At 40.1% G+C, this 21,039-nt stretch carries 23 protein-coding genes and 1 pseudogene; 1 reads left to right on the top strand and 23 read right to left on the bottom strand.

Features of this window, described 5'->3' with window-relative positions:
* Positions 1-6 precede the first annotated feature (6 nt).
* The 19 genes from CYO90_RS06605 to obgE all read right to left on the bottom strand — a co-directional run bounded on the left by CYO90_RS06605 (position 7) and on the right by obgE (position 15,074).
* Positions 7-513: an OmpA family protein gene (locus CYO90_RS06605; protein ID WP_002939415.1), complete on the bottom strand. Its 507-nt coding sequence runs from the start codon at positions 511-513 to the stop codon at positions 7-9.
* Between the two features lie 63 nt (positions 514-576).
* Positions 577-1,833, bottom strand: a complete 1,257-nt coding sequence (tolB, locus tag CYO90_RS06600) for a Tol-Pal system protein TolB (RefSeq protein ID WP_103578920.1) — start codon at positions 1,831-1,833, stop codon at positions 577-579.
* A gap of 24 nt (positions 1,834-1,857) precedes the next feature.
* Entirely contained in the window at positions 1,858-2,805 is a 948-nt protein-coding gene (locus tag CYO90_RS06595; protein WP_012001335.1) for a TonB C-terminal domain-containing protein, read from the bottom strand.
* A 1-nt stretch (position 2,806) separates the two neighbouring features.
* The gene (locus tag CYO90_RS06590; RefSeq protein ID WP_002939405.1) at positions 2,807-3,205 is read right to left on the bottom strand and encodes a biopolymer transporter ExbD; all 399 of its coding nucleotides are present in this window, start codon (positions 3,203-3,205) and stop codon (positions 2,807-2,809) included.
* Positions 3,206-3,790, bottom strand: coding sequence for a MotA/TolQ/ExbB proton channel family protein (locus tag CYO90_RS06585; protein ID WP_009294341.1), 585 nt, complete (start codon positions 3,788-3,790; stop codon positions 3,206-3,208).
* Positions 3,791-4,180 carry an ATP synthase F1 subunit epsilon gene (gene atpC / locus CYO90_RS06580; protein WP_002939398.1) on the bottom strand — a complete coding sequence of 130 codons (390 nt, stop codon included), beginning with the start codon at positions 4,178-4,180 and terminating at the stop codon, positions 3,791-3,793.
* A gap of 18 nt (positions 4,181-4,198) precedes the next feature.
* Entirely contained in the window at positions 4,199-5,596 is a 1,398-nt protein-coding gene (atpD, locus tag CYO90_RS06575; protein ID WP_002939420.1) for a F0F1 ATP synthase subunit beta, read from the bottom strand.
* An 11-nt stretch (positions 5,597-5,607) separates the two neighbouring features.
* Positions 5,608-6,495, bottom strand: coding sequence for an ATP synthase F1 subunit gamma (atpG, locus tag CYO90_RS06570; protein WP_002939426.1), 888 nt, complete (start codon positions 6,493-6,495; stop codon positions 5,608-5,610).
* A gap of 9 nt (positions 6,496-6,504) precedes the next feature.
* Positions 6,505-8,022, bottom strand: a complete 1,518-nt coding sequence (gene atpA / locus CYO90_RS06565; protein WP_009294343.1) for a F0F1 ATP synthase subunit alpha — start codon at positions 8,020-8,022, stop codon at positions 6,505-6,507.
* A 14-nt stretch (positions 8,023-8,036) separates the two neighbouring features.
* Positions 8,037-8,567 carry a F0F1 ATP synthase subunit delta gene (locus tag CYO90_RS06560; RefSeq protein WP_103578919.1) on the bottom strand — a complete coding sequence of 177 codons (531 nt, stop codon included), beginning with the start codon at positions 8,565-8,567 and terminating at the stop codon, positions 8,037-8,039.
* Positions 8,567-9,079 (bottom strand): F0F1 ATP synthase subunit B, encoded by a 513-nt coding sequence (locus CYO90_RS06555; protein WP_012001332.1) that lies wholly within the window; start codon positions 9,077-9,079, stop codon positions 8,567-8,569. Before CYO90_RS06555 ends, CYO90_RS06560 begins: the two co-directional genes overlap by 1 nt.
* A gap of 9 nt (positions 9,080-9,088) precedes the next feature.
* Positions 9,089-9,511, bottom strand: a complete 423-nt coding sequence (locus CYO90_RS06550) for a FoF1 ATP synthase subunit B' (RefSeq protein WP_103578918.1) — start codon at positions 9,509-9,511, stop codon at positions 9,089-9,091.
* 95 nt (positions 9,512-9,606) lie between these two features.
* Positions 9,607-10,467, bottom strand: coding sequence for a ParB/RepB/Spo0J family partition protein (locus CYO90_RS06545; RefSeq protein WP_103578917.1), 861 nt, complete (start codon positions 10,465-10,467; stop codon positions 9,607-9,609).
* Between the two features lie 15 nt (positions 10,468-10,482).
* Positions 10,483-11,265: a ParA family protein gene (locus CYO90_RS06540; RefSeq protein WP_002939402.1), complete on the bottom strand. Its 783-nt coding sequence runs from the start codon at positions 11,263-11,265 to the stop codon at positions 10,483-10,485.
* Positions 11,262-11,897, bottom strand: a complete 636-nt coding sequence (locus tag CYO90_RS06535; RefSeq protein ID WP_103578916.1) for a biotin--[acetyl-CoA-carboxylase] ligase — start codon at positions 11,895-11,897, stop codon at positions 11,262-11,264. Before CYO90_RS06535 ends, CYO90_RS06540 begins: the two co-directional genes overlap by 4 nt.
* A gap of 1 nt (position 11,898) precedes the next feature.
* The gene (gene thiD, locus CYO90_RS06530) at positions 11,899-12,687 is read right to left on the bottom strand and encodes a bifunctional hydroxymethylpyrimidine kinase/phosphomethylpyrimidine kinase (protein ID WP_103578915.1); all 789 of its coding nucleotides are present in this window, start codon (positions 12,685-12,687) and stop codon (positions 11,899-11,901) included.
* Between the two features lie 24 nt (positions 12,688-12,711).
* Positions 12,712-13,617 (bottom strand): methionyl-tRNA formyltransferase, encoded by a 906-nt coding sequence (fmt, locus tag CYO90_RS06525; protein WP_103578914.1) that lies wholly within the window; start codon positions 13,615-13,617, stop codon positions 12,712-12,714.
* Positions 13,618-13,633: 16 nt separating this feature from the next.
* Positions 13,634-13,969: a GDP-mannose dehydrogenase gene (locus tag CYO90_RS06520; protein ID WP_103578913.1), complete on the bottom strand. Its 336-nt coding sequence runs from the start codon at positions 13,967-13,969 to the stop codon at positions 13,634-13,636.
* Positions 13,970-14,015: 46 nt separating this feature from the next.
* A complete protein-coding gene (obgE, locus tag CYO90_RS06515; protein ID WP_103578912.1) occupies positions 14,016-15,074 on the bottom strand; it encodes a GTPase ObgE in 1,059 nt (352 codons plus the stop codon).
* Positions 15,075-15,249: 175 nt separating this feature from the next.
* Here obgE and polA point away from each other — a divergent pair, with 175 nt between their 5' ends.
* On the top strand, positions 15,250-17,886 hold the full coding sequence (gene polA / locus CYO90_RS06510) for a DNA polymerase I (RefSeq protein ID WP_103578911.1): 2,637 nt from the start codon (positions 15,250-15,252) through the stop codon (positions 17,884-17,886).
* A gap of 150 nt (positions 17,887-18,036) precedes the next feature.
* On the opposite strand, the gene ttdB is transcribed toward polA, so the two are convergent.
* The 4 genes and pseudogenes from ttdB to CYO90_RS10555 all read right to left on the bottom strand — a co-directional run.
* Complete coding sequence (gene ttdB / locus CYO90_RS06505; RefSeq protein ID WP_103578910.1) at positions 18,037-18,648, bottom strand: L(+)-tartrate dehydratase subunit beta; 612 nt, start codon at positions 18,646-18,648, stop codon at positions 18,037-18,039.
* The gene (ttdA, locus tag CYO90_RS06500; RefSeq protein WP_103578909.1) at positions 18,645-19,544 is read right to left on the bottom strand and encodes a L(+)-tartrate dehydratase subunit alpha; all 900 of its coding nucleotides are present in this window, start codon (positions 19,542-19,544) and stop codon (positions 18,645-18,647) included. Before ttdA ends, ttdB begins: the two co-directional genes overlap by 4 nt.
* An 11-nt stretch (positions 19,545-19,555) precedes the next feature.
* A complete protein-coding gene (locus CYO90_RS06495; protein WP_258030680.1) occupies positions 19,556-20,887 on the bottom strand; it encodes a DUF2809 domain-containing protein in 1,332 nt (443 codons plus the stop codon).
* A gap of 29 nt (positions 20,888-20,916) precedes the next feature.
* Positions 20,917-21,039: pseudogene (locus CYO90_RS10555) on the bottom strand (nickel pincer cofactor biosynthesis protein LarB); the annotation flags it as partial.

The following is a 21,039-nucleotide window of genomic DNA, read 5'->3' as shown; positions in this document are numbered from 1 at the left end:
TACAGATTAAGGAAGTACTTTGAAATCTGCACGTCTGTTTTGAGCGTCGCAAGCTTTTGTTTTGTCTGTACAAACTGGGTTGCTTTCGCCAAAGCTTACTACAGCGATTCTATCAGCGCTAACGCCATTTCTTACAAGAGCGTCTTTAGCACTTTTAGCACGTTTTAGACCAAGAGCATAGTTATACTCATCTGTACCCCACTCGTCGCAGTTACCTTCTACTTTTATAGAAAGAGCTTGAGCGTCAGCTTGGTTAAATACTGATGCATTTGAGCTAACAACACCTTGTTGGTCAGCTTTGATATTAAATTTATCAAAGTCAAAGTATACACTTTTAACTTGGCTCTCGATGTTAGCGATAAGAGCTGCTAATCTATCAGCATCACTCATGCTACCTGAGTTATCTGCAGATTGATTTGAATTTGCATTCATATCAACTTCAGGGTTTTTAGAGCTACAACCGCTCAACAATAAAGTTGCAACTGCAACACTTGCTAGAACTACTTTTTTCATTCCTTATCCTTTTTGAAAAATTTGGTCGAATTATAACATATTTTTTTAAATATTACCAGAATATTACCAATCAATAGATTGAATTTTACCTACTTTTAGTGGAAATTGGAAACTTCTGTTCTCATTTAATCTAACAACGCCAAGCGAGCTTTGACCGCCAAGTTCTTTGATAAATACGACACTTTGACCATCACTTGAAAATCTTGGATAGTTATTTTTACCATTTGCTGTAAGCTGGCGAATAAAATCTGTTTGAGTTGAGATTAGATAGATATTAAAGCCACCACTAGCCTCTCTACTTGAATAAACTACATAGTTTTCAAAAGTGCTTACTGAGTTGTTGTTTTTACCATGAAATACCATTTGTTCAACGCTTCCGCCTGAAGTTGCAGGTGTTGCAAAGATGTTTGGATATCCAAGTCTATCTGAGACAAAAACTATTCTGCTGTCATTATCTACGAAATTTCCATTTACATCAATGCCTGGATAGTTTGTGATCTGAGTTAATTTTTTGCTACTTGTATTATAGATGAAAATATCTGGTTGATCTTTTGGAGCCATAGTTAATAGAATTTTACTTCCATCTTTGCTAACATCAGATGCTATAAGCATACCCATACTATCTATTATCTTTGTTTTAGTGCCTGAATTTAGATCATATCTAAACAAAGTTGGTCTGTTATTTACATAAGATGTATAGTAAAATTTACTCTGATCAGCGCCTGCCCATTTAGGGAAGATATTTAGGCCGCCACTTACGATTGTTTTTTGATACGTAAGTGTGTAATCAGCCACTATAATAGAGCTTTGGCGAGCTGAAGTGTATTTTGCTAGGATGATAAATTTCTCCATCCAGCCAACTGGTGGTAAATTTAGCTCATTTGTTAGCTCAACTATACTTTTGTGTGCCAAAAACGGATACTTTGCGCCATCTGGCATATTATAGACTCTCTCATACCTTGTAGTTGCAGTCTTTGCATCGATGAGTTTTACTCTTAAAGTAAGAGGTGAGCCCATAGAACCTTCAAGAGCATATCTAAAGATAAGCTCAACACCTTTGTCGCTCATTGTATTTGTAGCTGCTGTTCCCTCATAAGTTGAAGGCACGTGATCTTCGATAACTTCAAAGTCAGAGCTAACTTTCAAGTCGCCTAGCATGATCTTAAAGAATTTATCTTTAAAGCCTGCATCACTAACAGCTGTAGTTGCATCTTGCAAAGCTATCTTTGGCAAAGCAACACCTTGGTTTATAACAGATATGGTCGCATCAGCAGCATAAAGCCCTAGAGCAACGCACAAAAAAAGAAAAATTTTCTTCATCTCTACTCCGTAAATTTATAAATTTTAGTTTATTTTATCTTCTAAATTTAAATTAAAAGTAGTACTTTTGTCTGGATTAAATGGAAATTTCTCTGCAGTAAGCTTTTCCAGGCACTCTTTTACCTTTGCATTAAACTCTTCATTATATGATAGCTCTAAAATTTCATAGCTAAAATTTCCACTCTGATCTATCATAACTTTTACTTTGGCAAGGTTTGCAGAGTCGGCTTTATAGCTTTGCCATCTTCTTTGAATTTGTTTTGTTATAGCACCCATCAATGGATCATAAGTACCGGTCATTTGTGACTTTGGAGCTGTTGGGTTTTGATCTATCTTTAAGCTCTTGATGATGTCGCTAGCCTCTTTTGCAGCTTTTGAGCTAGAAGCTTCGCTTTTTTTGCGGCTTTGCACTTTATTCTCAGCCTTTTTTATACCATCATCTTTTTTAAGCTTAGTCGAATCTATGTCGCTAAAGAGATCTTTTATATTTGGCTCTTTTGGTTTTGGCTTTTCAACTGGCTTTGGCGTAGGTTTAGGCTCAGGTTTTGGCTCTGGCTTGACATCCTCTTTAGGCTCTTCACTAGGTTTTGGGATTTCAGGCTTTGGTTCTGGTTTTTTAGGCTCAGGTTTTGGCTCTTCTTTTGGAGGAGTTGGCAAGCTTGGGGTTGGTAATGGCTCATCTGGTACAACAGGTTTATTTGTAGTCTCTTGTTTATCTTCTTCTGACTCTTTTTTAGGTTCTGGTTTTGTCTCTTTTACAACCTCTTTTGCTTGTTTTGGCGCTTTTATGGTTTGATCAACTTCTCTATCAACCATAACTACATCCATAATAGCATCTTTGTCATCAGTATATTTTTTAGGAGGTTCACTAAAAAAAGTAAGCTTTATAAACAAAGCAAGCACAATGATAATGTAAATGCAAAACGCTACAAAAAACGAACTAAGCGTTGGAAATTTAACTTTATTAGGCATCTTAACCGTTTGTCTCTAAAGCTACTTTATTAAAACCAGCACCTTTTAAAGTCTTTAATACAAACATAACATCATCGTATTTTAAATTTTTATCAGCCTTTATGTATATAGGCGAGGTTTTGTCATATTTTGCACTCATTAGTGCAATGTTATCTGGAAGTTCAGCAAGACTCATTGTACTTTGATCTATTCTAACTTGTCCTTGTGCATTTATAGACACTATAAGATCTTTTTGTTTAGACGTAGATGTTTTTGCCTTTGAGCCATCTGGCAATGTTATATCTTCTTGATATGTTATAGTTGGCATTGTAACCATTAAAATAGCCAACAAAACAAGCATGATATCAACAAGAGGCGTTATGTTTAACTCTGGTGTTTCGTCATCAAATTTAAGAGCCATCTATAACGTCTCGTCATCTTTTTTAAGTGCTATCATAACGTCAGCTTGACGCTCGATAACGCTCATTAATTCGTAAGCTTTTCTTTTTATAAGCAAGTTAAATGTATATGCTGGGATCGCAACAAAAATTCCGCATCCAGTAGCGACAAGCGCTTCTGAAATAGCTGGGGCTATAACTCCAAGAGATGAACCTGCACCATTTCCTAGCTGTGAAAATGTCTCTAAGATAGATACAACTGTTCCAAAAAGACCGATAAATGGAGAAGTAGAAGCTATTACACTAAGCCATGTAAGCCCACTTGTAGCATTTTTTTCGGCAATGCTTATGCAAACATTTAGCTTTTCTTTTGAAATTCTACCACTTGCACATTTCTTTAAAGACGAGTCATTTGGTATATTTTTAGCGCCCATAAGTAATGCTTCAAGCGCATTTTGTTCGCGTTTTTGCCAAGCCCCTATGCCAGCCATTCTTGAAAAAAGAATTGTAAAACTAACTATAAAATATATTGACAACCAAGTTAAAACTATAATTGTAATAAAACTACTTCTTTGAATGTAATTTAAAAATATATCTATTCCGCCCACTTATCTTGCTCTCACTACATTTTCCATTTTTGATATAGTTGCTGCAAAAGCATTTGTATCACTGCTCATACTCTCTATCAAATTTCTAGCAGCTTCTAATGAATTTGCAAGCTCGCTTTCACTATTGCCAGAGACATAGACCGCACCGTCAGCTAATATAACTACTTTGCCCTCATCGATCTTTGCATAGCCCCAGTTAATAGCAACTACATCATGCTTTTTATGCTTATCTTCTATATCTATAATACCTGCTTTTAAAAGAGATATTAATGAGGCGTGGTTTGGCAAAACACCAAACTCACCCTCGCTACCTGGAAGCACTACACTACTCACGTCATCATTAAATATCTGACCTTGAGGAGTTACGATCTCTAAATGTAATTTATCCATTACGCTTCCTTTTTAAATTTAAGCCTTAAGTTTTTCAGCTTTAGCTAAAGCCTCATCTATATTTCCAACCATATAAAATGCTGCTTCTGGTAGATGATCATATTTACCTTCTAAAATTCCCTTAAAGCCAGCGATATTTTCGTCAAGACTTACATATTTACCAGGGCTACCTGTAAATACTTCAGCAACGAAGAATGGTTGAGACAAGAATCTTTCTATCTTTCTTGCTCTATCAACTGTTAGCTTATCTTCTTCGCTAAGCTCGTCCATACCAAGGATAGCGATGATATCTTGAAGGTCTTTATATTTTTGAAGCACAGCTTGAACGCCGCGAGCTACTTTATAGTGATCTGCTCCTAAAATTTGAGGATCGAGCATTCTTGATGTTGAATCAAGTGGATCAACAGCTGGATAGATACCTTTTTCTGCGATCGATCTGTTAAGAACTGTCGTAGCATCAAGGTGAGCAAAAACAGTTGCAGGAGCTGGGTCTGTAAGGTCGTCAGCTGGAACATAAACAGCTTGAACAGATGTGATCGAGCCTTTTTTAGTTGATGTGATCCTCTCTTGGAATTTACCCATCTCACTTGCAAGAGTTGGCTGATAACCAACAGCTGACGGAATACGTCCAAGTAGAGCTGACATCTCTGCACCTGATTGAGAGAAACGGAAGATGTTATCAATAAACATCAAAACGTCAAGTCCCATCTCATCACGGAAGTACTCAGCCATTGTAAGACCAGTTAGCGCGATACGGTTTCTTGCTCCTGGTGGCTCGTTCATTTGGCCATAGCACAAGGCAACTTTATCCAAAACGTTACTTTCTTTCATTTCGTGATAAAGGTCGTTTCCTTCACGAGTTCTCTCGCCAACGCCTGCAAATACAGAATAACCGCTATGTTTAAACGCAACGTTGTGGATAAGCTCCATAATAATAACTGTTTTACCAACACCAGCACCACCAAATAGACCAACTTTACCACCCTTCGCATAAGGAGCTAGAAGATCAACTACCTTGATACCAGTTTCAAAAATTTCACTCTTCGTGCTTTGCTCTTCAAATGGAGGAGGATCGCGGTGGATAGACCAGTGCTTATCAAAATTTATACCCTCGCCCTCGTCGATCAAATCGCCAACTACGTTAAAAATTCTACCCAAAACTTTTTCGCCAACTGGCACACTTATAGGTGCACCAAGCGCTTTAGCCTCTAAGCCACGAGTCAGACCCTCGCTCATATCCATAGCGATCGTTCTAACTCTGTTATCACCTAGGTGAGCAGCAACTTCTAATATTAGCTTATGTTTCTTGCCCTCAACCTCAAAGAAAACTTCGATAGCTTCATTGATCTTCGGCAAGTAGTCATTAAAGTCAACATCGACCACAGGGCCCATGACTTGACTAATAACACCCTTCATTCATACTCCTTTTATTTCATTGATTCAACACCACTGATGATCTCGATAAGCTCAGTGGTAATAGACTCTTGTCTTGCTTTGTTGTAAGCAAGATTTAACTGTTTGACGCGTTGTTTAGCATTGTTTGTTGCATTATCCATAGCTTGCATTCTAGCGCTGTGCTCAGCCGCTAAAGAGTCAACTAAAGCATAATACATACTGTACTCAAAATATTTATTGAGCAATTCATCCATAATCTTAGTATAGTTGTCCTCTGGCTCAAATTCCATCAAAGAATTTGTCTCAACCGCAACTATCTTAGACGGCTCAATAGGCACAATATCATTTACTCTAATCTCTTGAGAAATCATATTTTTATAGCCATTGTGTATTAGCACAACCTTATCTGTTATACCGTTTGTAAAATCATCAATGGCGTCTTTTATGATCTTTTGAGCTTTTTCATATGTAGGTGATGAGCTAGCTCCAACATAAGTCTCAAGTAGTTCAACACCTTGGAAATTGAAAAATTCAATGCCTTTTTTACCAACAGCTCTTAGTCTAACTTTGATCTTTTTGGCTTTTAACTCATCGATCATGCGCCTAACTGTCTTTATAGTCTGGACATTAAAGCCACCGCAAAGCCCTTTATCAGCGGTAACAAATATAATATCAACCTTTTCTACACTCTTTGTTGTGTTAAAAAATTTACTCTCAGTCATAACTGAAGCGTATTGATTGATCTTATAAGCTATCTCCGATAAAACCTCATTGATCTTAAGTGCGTAAACTCTAGAGTAGCGTGCAGCCTCTTCAGCTTTGCGAAGCTTTGCTGTTGAGACAAGTTTCATCGCACGCGTCGTCTTTTGAGTGTTCTGGACGCTCTTGATCTTTCGTTTTATATCTTTTAAATTTGACATATCTTAGCCCTAGTTAGCGGCAAAAGTCGCTTTAAAATCTTTCAACGCTTTATGTAAAATTTCTTCTACTTCTTTATCAAGAACCTTTTTAGTTCTGATCTGCTCAAAAATTTCAGGGTATTTTGCCTCGATATATGGATATAACTCAGCTTCAAATTTTGTTACATTTGCAGTTGCAACATCATCTAAATAGCCCTTAGCACCAGCAAATATGATAACCACTTGATTCTCAACTGGAAGCGGAGAATATGGAGGTTGTTTTAGTACTTCAACCATCTTTTGGCCGCGCTCTAGTTGTTTTCTTGAGCTCTCATCAAGGTCACTTGCAAACTGAGCAAAGGCTTGTAGTTCGCGGTACTGAGCAAGGTCTAGTCTTAACGTACCAGAAACTTGTTTGATAGCTTTGATCTGAGCTGCACCACCGACACGAGATACAGAAAGACCAACGTTGATCGCTGGGCGAATACCTGAGTTAAATAGGTCACTTTCAAGGAAAATTTGACCATCTGTAATAGAAATAACGTTTGTTGGAATATAAGCTGAAACGTCGCCCGCTTGTGTCTCAATAATAGGCAGAGCTGTTAAAGATCCCGCACCTAGCGCATCATTTAGCTTACTTGCTCTTTCTAGAAGTCTTGAGTGAAGGTAGAAAACGTCACCTGGATAAGCTTCACGGCCTGGTGGTCTTCTTAAGATCAAAGACATCTCACGGTAAGCAACCGCGTGTTTTGACAAGTCATCATAGATGATTAGCGCGTGGCGAGAGTTATCTCTAAAGTATTCACCCATTGTTACGCCAGCGTATGGAGCAAGGTATTGAAGTGCAGCTGCGTCACTAGCACCAGCATTTACAACTATCGTATAGTCCATAGCGCCATATTCTTCAAGTTTTTTAACGACTTGAGCAACGGTTGATTGTTTTTGACCGATAGCTACATAGATACAAATGACATCTTGACCTTTTTGGTTGATGATAGTATCGATAGCAACTGTTGTTTTACCAGTTTGGCGGTCGCCGATGATTAGCTCTCTTTGACCTCTACCGATTGGCACAAGTGCATCGATCGCTTTGATACCTGTTTGAAGTGGCTCATGAACGCTTTTTCTAGCCATGATACCTTTTGCTTTTTCTTCGACGAAGCGAGATTCAGTAGCTTCGATTGGACCTTTTGCGTCGATTGGCTCACCGAGCGAATTTACAACACGGCCGATCAATGCGTCGCCAACTGGCACACGTAGAAGTTTTTTAAGTCTTTTTACAGAGCTTCCTTCTGTGATACCGCTAGTTTTTCCAAGGATAACTATACCAACACTGCTCTCTTCAAGGTTAAGAGCCATACCCTTTTCGCCGCTTTCAAACTCTACCATCTCACCAGCCATAACGTTTTTCAAACCATAAACGTTAGCAACGCCATCAGCGACTGAGATGACTTTACCGGTCTCTTCTACATCAACACTTAAATCAAAATTTTCAATACGCTCTTTGATTATCGTGCTAATTTCGTCAGCTTTAATTTTTGCACTCACGCTTTCACTCCTTTTTAAATTGCTTTTAATATATATTCACTCATTTGACTTTTTAGTCTGTCGATAGAGAAATTTACCTCGACACCTAAATCATCTAACTCAACTTTTACACCGTTGTAATCGCTCTTTGAGCCATCAAGCTTGATCTTAGAGTTAAATTTCTTAGAGAAATTCTCTTCCAAAGCTTTTAGTTGCTCAGCGCTTAGATCAAAATTTCCAACAACCTCGCCACGATATGTATTTTCAAGCAAAGATTGCTCTATCTTCATCTCATCTAGTATCGCAGGTATGAGCTCTAGTCTTTTGTTTGCACCAAGAAGCTTTATAAAATTTGCAAATTTAACATCTTGATTTTTAACCAAAGATAGTACAAATTCAACCTTTTGTGAAGCCTTTAATGTTGGCAAACTTATAATGCTTTTAAATTTATCGCTAGCAAAAGCAGCAGCTAGCTCTGATAAATTTTCAACAAATGCATTAAGCTCATTGGACTTTACGTCGCTTAAGATCGCCTTTACGTATTTTTTGGCTACTACTTCATTCATTAGCTAACCTTTTTAAGTATGATATTTACAAGCTCTTTTTGATCGACTTTTAGGCTATCGCTTGAGAAAATGTCGCTCAAAATTTCATTTACAACGCCTTTTGTCATCTTGCGCTCTTCAAATTCTTTTTGCTCTTTGTAGCCTTTTTCGATATTTGCGATATCGTTTTGAGCCTCTTTTTTAACTTTAGCAGCTAAATTTACAGCCTCTTTTTTCGCAGTTTCGATTAGAGCATTTGCATTTTGCTTAGCCTCTTCTACACGCTTTAAAACGTCATCTTTTTTGGCTTTTGACTCACGAAGCTTCTCTTGGATACTCTCAAGCTTATTTGCGATCCTATCGATCCTGCTTTGATAAAGAGCTTTTAGTGGCTTAGCAGCAAAATAGACCAAAATAGCAAAGAAAAGTAAGAAGTTTAGCGTTCTCTCGACTATGTCGTAGTTTGTTCCACCATGCTCGCTAGCGTATGCTAGAAATGGGAGTGCTAGAAAAAATAAAATTTTTATCTTCATAAATTTCCTTTAAATTTTAGAGAGCTTAGCATTTAAAGCTGCTCTAAGCTCAGGTAGTCTAGCTGATAGATCTGCCTTTAGGCTATCTTTTTGAGAGCTTAAAGCGTTTAAAAACTCGTTATAATCAGCCTCTAAACTACTTTTTACCGCATTTATCTCTTTTAAAGACTCTTCTTTTGCCAAATTTAAGGCTTCTTGTCTTATTTTGTTAGCCTCAGATCTTGCATTTTGTATGATCTCTTCGATCTCTTTTTCATGAACGCTTAAGTCGCTTGCATTTTTGCTAGTGCTCTCTTCGTCATTTTTTATAGAGGCATTTCTGTCATCTATAAATTTAAGCATTGGCTTGTATAGCAAAGGATTTAAAATGGCGATCAAGACAAAGAAAACGATAGCCGTTAAAAGCATCAATGGCACATCTATTTCTAACATCCACTCTCCTTATTTTGTTATTAAGTTTTATTTAATATTCAAATCAAAGTCTGATTTTACAATAAAATACTAAAAATAAAAATAAATTTGTAATTCTATTTTAGCTTAGCGATAAATTCTTCTACCTGCGAAATATCGCTAAATTCTAATATTAAATTTTTAGATTTTACTTTTGTTTTTATCTTTAAATTTTTAAAAATTTCTTGTAAATTTGATAACTTTTTGCTCATTTCTTCTGAAATTTGAGGTTTTGGCTCTTTTACTTCTTCTTTATTTTTTATCTTTTTTACTAAGATTTCTGTATCTCTAACACTTAGTTTTTGTCCGATAATCGTATCAACGACCATCCTTTCTTCTTCACTACTAAGTCCTACGATGACTTTAGCGTGGCCTTGCGTGAGCTTGTCTTCTTGCAAAAGTCTTTGCGTGTAGTCGCTAAGTAGCAAGAGCCTCATCGTATTTGTTATCTGAGTTCTACTCTTATGGATGATGTTTGCTAAGCCATCTTGCGTGATCTTATACTCATTTATGAGCTCTTTATATGACTTTGCAAGTTCGATTGGATTTAAATTTTCACGTTGTATGTTTTCGATAAGCGCAAGCTCTCTTAAATTTTGAGACTTGATATCAGCGATGATCGCCTTTATCTTGCTTACTCCAAGCATCTTTGTAGCACGGTATCTACGCTCACCAGCTATTAGCATATAGCCGTCATCTTTTTTGATGACGATTATTGGTTGTATGAGACCATGCCTTTTGATGCTAGCACTTAGCTCTTTTAAAGCCTCTTCGTCAAAATGCGTCCTTGGCTGGTAAGGGTTTGGTAAAATTTCATCTATATTTATCTCTTCGACTATCTCAGAGTCGTTTAAATTTGCGATCTCTTTGCTGTAGGCCTGCTCTACATCTTCAAGTATCGCGCTAAGTCCGCGCCCTAATCCACCTTTTTTCGCCATTTTTTTCCTTATTTTTTAGTTTAAAATACAATATGCCAAATTTTGATATGCGATCGAGCCTGGTGACTTTATATCATAAAGTATCACTGGCTTGCCAAAACTTGGGCTTTCAGCAAGTTTTACGTTTCTTGGGACGACTACAAATTCCTCTTTGCCGTCCTTGCTTTTAAAAAGCTTATTTTCAAAATGCTGCTTTAAATTTGCAATAGTCTCTTTTGAGAGATTATTTTGCGAGCTAAACATAGTCGGTAAAAAGCCCTTTATATTTAGCTTTGGATTTATCGTTTTTTTGATGATCTTAACTGTATTTAGGATCTGCGCCAAGCCCTCAAGTGCGTAAAATTCGCACTGGATAGGGATGATCACACTATCACTTGCACTAAGAGCATTTATCGTGATGCTTCCAAGTGCTGGAGGACTATCGATGATGATAAAATCATAGTCGTCTACAACTTCTGAAATTTTGTTTTTAAGGATTAGTTTATAGTCTTTGCTTTGATCGTTAAATTCTTGCTCGATACCGACAAGTCCGATGTTTGACGGAGCTAGAAAAAGCGTTGGGATCTCAGTTTTTAGCACGATTTGTGAGAGTTTTTTTCTATCTGTTAAGACGTGATAGATGTTAAACTCGTAGTCGCTTCTGCTAAAACCAAGTCCGGTCGTCGCGTTTGCCTGTGGATCGATGTCTATTAATAATACTTTTTTCTCAGCAACCGCCAGTGATGCGGCTAAATTTACGGCTGTTGTGGTCTTGCCAACGCCGCCTTTTTGGTTAGCTATTGTTATTATCTCGCTCATCTTAACGAATATACCTTTTCCCCGTTTAATAATATCGCTCCATCCTCGCAAATTTCAGCATCTTGAAGCGAAACAGCTCTATTTGCAATATGCGTAATAAAACTTTTTGACTTGAAAAAGTCTATCCTAAATTTGCTAAAAATTGGCTTCCATAAAATCTTTTTATCAAGCATGCTAACAAAGCCCCAAACTAGCTCATCTACGCTAGCTTTTATGTCTAAAATGCCCGCATTTTCGGGCGCACTAGCTAAATTTATCCCCATGCCGCAAATGTAAATTTCATCCACTTTATTTGTCAAAGTGCCGCCTATTTTACGCTCGTCCACGTAAAAATCATTTGGCCATTTTAGCCAGCACTTTGAGCCAAGTTCGCTCAAGACTTCACGCATCAGCATAGAAAAATATATCGAGATCGAGGGCGGAGGTATGTCGCTTGGCAGCTCATCTTCGCTTATGCAAAATGACATAAATAAATTTCCGCCAAGCCCCTCCCAGCTGTTGCCACGGCTGCCAATCCCTTTAGTTTGATTGTGCGCTACGATCATGTGTGGTGGCTTTATCTCGCCATTTTTTAGCGCCTCTATCAAAAATTCCTGCGTCGAAGGCAGACTTTGAAAAAACTCTACTTTCAAATCACACCTTAAATTTATAGAAGTGATTTACTGGATTTTGTCCGCCGCCGATGATGACCGCGTTTTTGATAGCGTTAAAGATATAATCATGCGCGTTTTTCACGCTCTCTTTTAGACTATGTCCATTTGCTAAATTTGAAGCTATCGCACTTGATAGCGAGCAGCCTGAGCCATGTGTCGCAGTCGTCTTTATGCGCTCATCACTAAAAATTTCATATTCCTTGCCATCATAAAATATATCAAGCGACTTGCCATTAAGCTCGCCACACTTTAGATAGACGCTCTTTGTGCCAAATTTCAAAAGCTCCTTGCAAGCCTCTTTTAGCTCGCTCTCGCCCTTTAGCTCACGCTTTAAAATTTCGCGCGCTTCAAAGATATTTGGCGTGATCACGCTTGCAAGCGGGAAAAGCTCCTCCACGATCGCGTCTTTTGCAGCGCCCTCTAGCCAGATGTCACCATTTTTACAGCTCATGACAGGATCAAGCACGACTGGTGGTAAATTTTTGATCTCTCTTAGCGTTTTTGCGACGCATTTTATGATATCCACGCTTGGGACAACGCCTATTTTTATCACATCAACTCTTATATCATCAAATATCGCCTTGATCTGATCCTCGATGAGCTTTGGCTCAACTAGCTGCATGCCAAATATGCCCTTTGTATTTTGAGCAGTGACCGCAGTGATCGCTCCCATCGCATATACTCCGTGTGCTATAAAGACCTTTATATCAGCTAAAACTCCAGCTCCGCCGCTTGGATCAACACCTGCTATACTTAACGCATTTTTCATATTTTCTCCTATAAAATTTGATTATTACTCTATCTTGTCGCCAACGCTAAGACGCTTACCATTTATATATGCTTTTGCGTTTGTTGGCTTTTTGCTTGGCTCTTGAAGCTCATAAATTTTGACCGCCCCACCCTTGCAAGCAACCACGACGTGGTCCTTTTCTACACTTAAAATTTCTCCACTTTTGCCACTTTTTTCACTTAGTTCAAGCGATAAAATTTTTAGTCCGCTTGCCAGATAAAGCCCTGGCCAAGGTGTGAGCGCACGAAATTTATTATAAATTTGCCCCGCCTCTTCATCAAAGCTAAAAAGCCCGTCGCTCTTACTTATCTTTTTGCAGTGCGAGGCCTGCGCATCGTCTTGCTTTTGTGGCTTTAAATTTTCAAAATTCTTAAGCACTTTTACGATTAGCTCACCGCCAAGCTCGCCTAGCTCACTAAAAAGCTCGCTTGACATCTTACTCTCGCAAGGCGTATAGATGAAGTCTAGCATATCGCCAGTATCAAGGCCAGCGTCCATTAGCATAGCTGTGACGCCAGTTTGCTTTTCGCCTGCTAGGATCGCGCTTTGAATGGGGCTAGCACCTCTATATTTTGGCAAGATCGAAGCGTGTAAATTTATACAAGTCGCCACGTCAAGCACGCTCCCAGGCAAAATTTTGCCATAAGCTGCCACAACGATAAATTTAGGCTCAAATGCCTTTAGCTCGGCAACCACCGCCTCATCTTTTAGTGTATTTGGTGTAAAGACTGGCACGCCTACTAGCTCGTTTTGCGCGTAAATTTTGACCTCGCTCGGAGTTAAAATTTGCTTTCTGCCAACTGGCTTATCAGGCTGGGTAAAGACCGCTTTTATATTAAAGCCAGCCTCTTTTAGGTGCCTAAGTATCCTAGCGGCATAATCAGGCGTCCCCATAAAAACTACATTCATCACTTTCCTTTAAATTTCAACGACTTTTATTTTGATCTGCGTTTTGCCTGCTTGGCGGCCAAGAGGCGCATGGATCTTTCTGCCAGCTAATCTTTTGAAATACCAAATTTCTTAGCTCATTAACGCTAACTTTGCCACTACGATCAAAATCCAGCCTTTTAAATTCATCACTAGTGCATAGATCTGGCGCTATTTTTAGTTCAGAAGGCGCCTTGCACGCCACCCACTCATCTAAATTTAGCATGCCGTCGCGATCTATGTCATTAAAATCCAAAAACATATATGCCGGATCCGCTGGATCACAGCTATATGCACCAAGGCAAAATAGAATAATGCAAAAAATTTTCTTCATTTTCTCTTCTTAAATTTCTAAGTTCAAAGCACCAAAAAATTGCAACTCAAAGCTCCTTTTTAAGTAGCTCAAGCAGTGCAAATTTAAGCTCTTCAATGTTCTCGTTTGTCGCTGAAGAGATCGGCAAGACAAAGTATGGTTTTTTCGCATCAAAGCTGTATAGGTCTTGCTTATAGACAAATTTACCAACTTGATTTGGCTCTAAATTTATATTTTTCATAAATTCTTTTATATTTTCATCTAAATTTTCCGCCGCATCGACTCTGGTGATAGCGATAGCATAGTCCCTGCTAGCAAGCACACTTGAAAATTTAGCGACCTCCTCTTTTAGCACGCTAAACTGCTCGCTCATGCTTCTGTAGTTCGCACTATCTATCATGAAAAGTAAAATTTTATTTCTCTCGATGTGCTTTAAAAACTGCACACCAAGGCCGCGTCCATCACTTGCTCCCTCGATGATGCCAGGGATGTCAGCCATGACAAAGCCGCTAAACTCATCGACTTCAACAAGTCCGAGCTTTGGCGTAAGTGTGGTAAATTCGTAGTTTGCGATCTGTGGTTTGGCGTTTGAGACGGCTGAGATGAGGGTTGATTTGCCAACATTTGGAAAGCCAACAAGTCCCACGTCAGCTATCAGTTTTAGCTCGAGTCTGACCTCTACGCTCTCTTCTGGCATGCCCTTTTGAGCGTACTCTGGAGCTTGGTTGATAGAGTTTTTAAAGTGGAAATTTCCAAGTCCGCCCTTACCACCTTTTAAAAATAGCGTCCTTTGCCCCTCTTCTACCATGTCGCAAAGTAGCTCGTTTGTCTGTGCGTCATAGACCGCCGTTCCTGGTGGCACGACAAGCTCTAGGCTCTCGCCCTTTTTGCCAGTCATTCTTTTGCCCATGCCAGCCTCGCCGTCACTTGCTCTCATCGCTTTTTTGCCCTTGTAGTTTGCCAGTGTGTGGGTGTTGTTGTCGCAAACAAAATAGACATCTCCGCCGTCACCGCCATCACCGCCGTCTGGGCCGCCTAAAATGACGTGCTTTTCGCGGCGAAAGCTTACTGCACCGGCTCCACCATGGCCTGAACTTAGGATTAATTTCACGCTATCTATAAACATTTTTTACCTTAAATTTATCTATTATTTAGTTTGAATTTTAGGCGAGATTATATCTTTTAAATGATTAAAATTTGTTTTGCGTTTAAAATCTCACTTTGCTTTTAGCATCTGATAAATTTATAAAATCAGCCAAATTTTTGCCTAAATTTCATAAAATGGCGCAAAAGGATAGAGAATGAAAACACTTACTATTATTGATACTTTTGGCTTCTTTTTTAGGCTTTACTACGCTATGAGCGGGCTTAAAAACAGAGAGGGCAAACCAAGTGGCATGATAAGCGGCTTTGCAAATTTCATAGCGAGCCTAAAAGATGAGTACCAAAGCGACTACCTCATCTTCGCACTTGATAGCAAGGGCAAGACCCTGCGCCATGAAATTTTAGGCGAATACAAGGCAAACAGGAGCGAGCCGCCAGCTCAGCTAAAAGAGCAGCTGCCAGTTTGCATAGATATGATAGAAAAAATGGGACTTTACAGCCTTAGCCGTGAGGGCTACGAGGCCGATGACATCATCGCAAGTGCGGTTAAAATTTGCAAAGATAAAGATATATTTGTGCGAATAGTCACGCATGATAAGGACCTTTACCAGCTCATAGAGGACGGCAAAGTAAGCATCTACAGCCCACAAAGCAAGATCGATCACGATAGCGCTAGCTGCTTTGAAAAGTATGGCGTCTATCCAGCTCAGGTGAGGGACTTTTTAGCCATCGCTGGAGATAGCTCAGACAACATCCCAGGCGTCAAAGGCATCGGCGCAGTGGGAGCTAAGAAGCTTTTGGCTGAGTATGGTAGCTTAGAGGGAATTTATGAAAATTTAGCCCTTCTTAGAAACGAGCGCACCAAAAATATGCTTGCAGCCGCAAGGAACGAGGCGTTTTTGAGCAAAAAACTAGCCACGCTCTTTGATGACGCGATCACTTCGCTTGATCTTGAGCAGTCCAAATTTCCAGAGCAAAATCCTTTGATAAACATCTCAGAAATTTTAAAAGAATACGATCTAAACAGGCTCCTTAAGAGCTTACAAAAAGAAGAAAATGCTGAATTTAAGCTTGGCTTTAGAGCAAATTTACTACTTGACGAGGCAAGCATCGAAAAGCTGCTCTCAAGCGTCACGCCAGAGACCATCGTCGCCTTTGACACCGAGACCACGGGCGTTGATAGCAAGAGCGCAAAGATCGTTGGTTTTAGCTTTTGCTTTAACGACGAGGACGCCTACTACGTGCCAGTGGCTCACAACTACCTAGGCGCGCCAAAGCAAATAGACTTAAAATTTGCCACTTGGGCGGTAGGGCAAATTTATAAAGGTTGCGTGATCGGACAAAATTTAAAGTATGACTTTGAGATCGTGAAAAACAACCTTGGTCTTAATCCTCCAGCAAATTTCAAAGACACGATGATACTTGCTTGGCTTAGCGATCCAAACTCAAGTGTCGGCATGGACGCGCTAGCAAAGAGGCTTTATGACTACGACACGATCAAATTTGAAGATGTGGTCAAAAAGGGGCAGACTTTTGGCGATGTGCCACTAGAAAATGCCGCTAAATACGCCGCTGAGGACGCTTGGATAACGCTTAAATTTTATAAAACTTTTCAAAACACGCTTGATAAAAATTTACTAGCCCTTGCCGATACGCACGAGTTTCCTTTTATCCTCACGCTCTTTGATATGGAGCAAAATGGCATCAAGATAAATGAAGCTAAGATGCAAAAGCTCATCCTTGAAAACGACACCAAACTAAAGGCACTAACAAGTGAAATTTACGAGCTAAGTGGCGAAAATTTTAATATAAACTCAGTAAAACAGCTTGGCGTTATACTTTTTGAGCATCTAAAACTTCCAACCAAAAAGAAGACAAAAACAGGATATAGCACCGATGAGAGCGTGCTAGCTGAGCTCATAGACGCTCATCCGGTGATAGAAAAAATTTTAGCTTACCGCGAGCTATATAAACTGCAAAGCACCTACTGCGAGCCACTTTTAGCGCTTGCGAAAAAGGACGAGGGCTCACGAATTTACACGAGCTTTTTGCAAACTGGCACGAGCACTGGCAGACTTTCAAGTAAAAATCCAAATTTGCAAAATATCCCAGCTCGTGGCAGTCTCGCAAAGGACGTTAGAGAGTGCTTTGAGGCGCGTGATGGCTATAGCTTTGTAGGGCTTGACTACAGCCAGATCGAGCTTAGACTGCTAGCTCACTTTAGCCGTGATCCTGCGCTGCTTGAGGCGTTTAAAAATGACGAGGATATCCACGCAAGGACGGCTATTAGCATATTTGGTAGCAGCGATGGGCAAAATAGAGCCGTGGCAAAGAGTATAAATTTTGGCCTAATTTACGGCATGGGCTCAAGCAAACTAGCAAATCAAGTAAATACCACAAGAGCCGAGGCAAAAGAGTATATAGAGCGCTACTTTAAGGCGTTTGCAACGATCAAAGACTTTTTGGAGAGCATAAAAATCTCAGCTAAAAACGACGGCTTTGTGCAGACACTACTTGGCAGAAAGCGCTACTTTGACTTTAAAAGTGCCACACCTATGCAAATAGCCATGTTTGAGCGCGAAGCGGTAAATACGGTCTTTCAAGGCTCTGCGGCAGATCTAGTTAAGATGGCGATGGTAAAAGTTAGAGCAAATTTAGATGAAAAAGCGAGTATGTTGCTTCAGATCCACGACGAGCTGATCTTTGAAGTAAAAGACGAGTTTGCGCAGGAATTTGGCAGAGCGACACAAAAGACAATGGAGGAAATTTACACGTTAAATGTGCCACTTAAAACATCGCTAAATATCGCCAAAAACTGGGGCGAGTTAAAATAGAGTAAATTTTGGCTGGAAAGAGCGACGGTAGGTTTTAATACCAAGCACACTGCAAAAACTAGCGAAATTTTAGAAGCTGCGATAAACAATGCGCTTTAAATTTAGCGTAAATTTTAAAGCGCATTTATAAGCAACCAAGCCTAAATTTACCTACTTTATAAACCCTACCTGCGGTAAAATTTCAGCTAATGCCTCGTCTTTTTTATCGTTAAATTTAATCTTATTTTGCTCAAAAAGGTTGTTTCCATGCGCATCGATCGAGACTATTAGCGGGCCAAACTCTTTTACGCGGCACTTCCAAAGAGTCTCTGGCATGCCAAGCTCCATCCAGTCGGCACTCTCTATCTCTTCAACCTGCGTTGCGGCCACCACCGCACAGCCTGCTGGAAATACGCAGTGAATAGCGCCAAACTCCTTGCAACCGCTCATCGTGCCCTCACCCATGCCGCCTTTGCCGACAATGAGACGAACGCCAGTTTTTGCGATAAATTCTCGTTCAAATTTCTCCATTCTCATGCTAGTTGTAGGTCCTACTGAGACCATCTCAAAGCTTTTTTCGCCAGTTTTTCTGATGATCGGCCCTGCGTGCAAGATCGCACCACCTTTGATATCTAGTGGCAGCTCCCTACCCTCCTCCACTACGCGTCTATGCGGCACGTCGCGGCAGGTGACGATGTGTCCCGTGAGGTATATGACGTCGCCTATTTTGATGTTTAAAAGATCCTCGGCGCTTATTGGCGTGGTTAAAATTTTCTTACTCATAGCGCAAACTCCTTGTGCGATTTTACATCGAAATTTAGATCTGCATCCCAAACTATGTGGCCTTTACGGTGCGACCAACAGCCCACATTTACGGCGACAGCTATGACGCTTGGGTGGCGAGCGCAGTTTTCTATATGCACGCCCATCACAGAGCTTGCACCGCTCATACCTTGAGGACCAAGGCCGATTTTATTGATGCCATCTTCAAGCAACTTTTCAGTTAATGCAGCGCGTTCGTTTTGATTTTTAGAACCCAAAGGCCTCATCAGCGCCTTTTTAGATAGCAAAGATGCCACGTCGATCGAAGTACCCACGCCAACACCCACTAATAGCGGTGGACAGGCGTTTATGCCGTAGCTGGTTATGATGTCCATGACGAATTTTACGACTCCCTCGTAGCCCATGCCCGGCATCAGCACTGTAGCCTTGCCAGGCAGGCTACAGCCGCCACCTGCCATATAAGTGTGTATCTCGCACTCGCTACTATTTGGCACGATCTCCCAAAACACACTCGGCGTACCCTTTCCGACGTTTTTGCCGGTGTTATACTCGTCAAATGTCTCGACGCTGTTGTGACGAAGCGGAGCCTCGCGAGTAGCTTGCAGTACAGCCTCTCGTAGCAGCTCTTCAAGCTCGCCGATAAGCGGAAAATTTGCGCCACATCTTACGAAAAACTGGATCACTCCAGTATCCTGACAGGACGGGCGGTTTAGCTCCTTTGCAAGGCGCTGGTTTTCAAACATCGTTTTATAGATCTCCTTTGCCAGCGGCTGCGTCTCGCGCTCGCTAAGCTCAAGTAGCTTCGCAGTCACGTCATCAGGCAGCACTTTGCCCGTGTAGCCGACAAATTTTGCCATGACCTCAGTCATCTTTTTTATGGATTTTTCTTTATCCATCGCTTCTCCTTTTAAATTTCGTCCTCGAAAAACGGCTCGGGATTTTTAAGCAACCAAAGCACGAACAGGTATCTAAGCTTACCTACATCTTCAGCATGCCAACTTGTCCTTAAATTATAAAACATCTTATCAAGCGCTTCATCGTTTAGCTCTTCGAGCCTATTGCCTAGCTTAAAATATTTTTTAATTTCGGCGGCGGCTTTATCTGTATATTCACCATCCCATAAATTCCAACGTCCATATTCCCCGTTGTAGTCCCAGTACCAGTATAAATTAGTAGCCGCATGTATCATTTTATACTGCACGCTATCTTTTTGTCTTGAGAATTTCATCCAAAAATTATAAGTAAATTCGCTGTATTCTTGCGGATCGTATTTTTCCATATCCGTTGGATACTCGGGTACATATAGGTATTCCAACCTTTTGCCAAAGCGACGCCAAATATAAATTTGCGATTTTTCAGGTAGAAGATTGTATATATAATTATACATTATTCCAAAATCGATATTAACAACTTCACCCGCCTGTTTTATATATTCACGAGAGACATAGTCCTGTTTGCCTACGATTACTAACTTTTGATGCGGTTTTAAATTTTTATATACATACCACATAAAATTTCTAAGCGGCGTCTCGCCCTTTTTATTTTTAGCGTTTATGTTGCCGCCTTGCATAATAATCCATTCGATTAAATTTGCGTCCGCATACGCATAGGGCGAATTTGGATCTTTTTTCTTGATATCTTTGTTTGCATGTAGCATATGCAGTACCGTGTTGCCGTCTTTGTCGGTCGCATTTATATCGTAAATTTCAAATACCGCCTTAACCTTCTCATCGTCGCCGCTTTGCAAAATTTCATTAAATTTTTTAGGCAATCTTTTACGTCTAAAAATTCGTATCTCGTTATAGATCGCATGCTCACTACCGATGAAATTTTCAGATGCGTAAGCTAAAACGCAGCCTATCGCGTAGCAGATAATGTCCGTCCAATCAAATGTTCCACCAAAAATTATCCATAGTGCGTAATTTTGAACGCCTAAAATTTCAAGTACCTTAAAATATTGTGTGATTTCGATAACTAGTGAGAGAGTAAAGACCGCGAGCGCTAAAATTTTAGGCGGTAGCCTGAACGCGGCTCGCCCAAATGCATAAAGCATCGCTGCGGCTAGCACATCGCCTAGATAGTAGCGTATGAAGCCATCTTTGGCGTAAATTGCGATAAAAATTTCAAATGCTAAAATAGCAATACCCGTCATCGCCCAGTTCATTCTAGCATCCCAACAATATTCACTTCTAGATGCGTCCGTAGGCGAAAGTATTGCTTTTTTCGTATCCTCTCTCAATTTTACCCCTTACAAATTCTATTTAAAATTTAGAGATGATTTATCAGGCTAGCGTTATACGCAGCACCGTATCCGTTGTCGATATTTACGACGCTGACGCCGTTTGCACAGCTATTTAGCATGGCTAGCAGTGCCGCTAGTCCTCCAAAATT

This window comes from Campylobacter concisus (assembly GCF_002913745.1).
Taxonomy (GTDB): Bacteria; Campylobacterota; Campylobacteria; order Campylobacterales; family Campylobacteraceae; genus Campylobacter_A; species Campylobacter_A concisus_R.
The sequence above is the reverse complement of the archived record's forward strand: the minus strand, read 5'-3'. Positions and strand labels throughout refer to the sequence as shown.

Excerpts from the sequence above, each read along its gene's own strand:
- CYO90_RS06605 (WP_002939415.1), bottom strand. The coding sequence starts at position 513 with ATGAAAAAAGTAGTTCTAGCAAGTGTTGCAGTTGCAACTTTATTGTTG.
- tolB (WP_103578920.1), bottom strand. The coding sequence starts at position 1,833 with ATGAAGAAAATTTTTCTTTTTTTGTGCGTTGCTCTAGGGCTTTATGCT.
- CYO90_RS06595 (WP_012001335.1), bottom strand. The coding sequence starts at position 2,805 with ATGCCTAATAAAGTTAAATTTCCAACGCTTAGTTCGTTTTTTGTAGCG.
- CYO90_RS06590 (WP_002939405.1), bottom strand. The coding sequence starts at position 3,205 with ATGGCTCTTAAATTTGATGACGAAACACCAGAGTTAAACATAACGCCT.
- atpC (WP_002939398.1), bottom strand. The coding sequence starts at position 4,180 with ATGGATAAATTACATTTAGAGATCGTAACTCCTCAAGGTCAGATATTT.
- atpD (WP_002939420.1), bottom strand. The coding sequence starts at position 5,596 with ATGAAGGGTGTTATTAGTCAAGTCATGGGCCCTGTGGTCGATGTTGAC.
- atpG (WP_002939426.1), bottom strand. The coding sequence starts at position 6,495 with ATGTCAAATTTAAAAGATATAAAACGAAAGATCAAGAGCGTCCAGAAC.
- CYO90_RS06560 (WP_103578919.1), bottom strand. The coding sequence starts at position 8,567 with ATGAATGAAGTAGTAGCCAAAAAATACGTAAAGGCGATCTTAAGCGAC.
- CYO90_RS06555 (WP_012001332.1), bottom strand. The coding sequence starts at position 9,079 with ATGAAGATAAAAATTTTATTTTTTCTAGCACTCCCATTTCTAGCATAC.
- CYO90_RS06550 (WP_103578918.1), bottom strand. The coding sequence starts at position 9,511 with ATGTTAGAAATAGATGTGCCATTGATGCTTTTAACGGCTATCGTTTTC.
- CYO90_RS06545 (WP_103578917.1), bottom strand. The coding sequence starts at position 10,467 with ATGGCGAAAAAAGGTGGATTAGGGCGCGGACTTAGCGCGATACTTGAA.
- CYO90_RS06540 (WP_002939402.1), bottom strand. The coding sequence starts at position 11,265 with ATGAGCGAGATAATAACAATAGCTAACCAAAAAGGCGGCGTTGGCAAG.
- thiD (WP_103578915.1), bottom strand. The coding sequence starts at position 12,687 with ATGAAAAATGCGTTAAGTATAGCAGGTGTTGATCCAAGCGGCGGAGCT.
- fmt (WP_103578914.1), bottom strand. The coding sequence starts at position 13,617 with ATGAATGTAGTTTTTATGGGGACGCCTGATTATGCCGCTAGGATACTT.
- CYO90_RS06520 (WP_103578913.1), bottom strand. The coding sequence starts at position 13,969 with ATGAAGAAAATTTTTTGCATTATTCTATTTTGCCTTGGTGCATATAGC.
- obgE (WP_103578912.1), bottom strand. The coding sequence starts at position 15,074 with ATGTTTATAGATAGCGTGAAATTAATCCTAAGTTCAGGCCATGGTGGA.
- polA (WP_103578911.1), top strand. The coding sequence starts at position 15,250 with ATGAAAACACTTACTATTATTGATACTTTTGGCTTCTTTTTTAGGCTT.
- ttdB (WP_103578910.1), bottom strand. The coding sequence starts at position 18,648 with ATGAGTAAGAAAATTTTAACCACGCCAATAAGCGCCGAGGATCTTTTA.
- ttdA (WP_103578909.1), bottom strand. The coding sequence starts at position 19,544 with ATGGATAAAGAAAAATCCATAAAAAAGATGACTGAGGTCATGGCAAAA.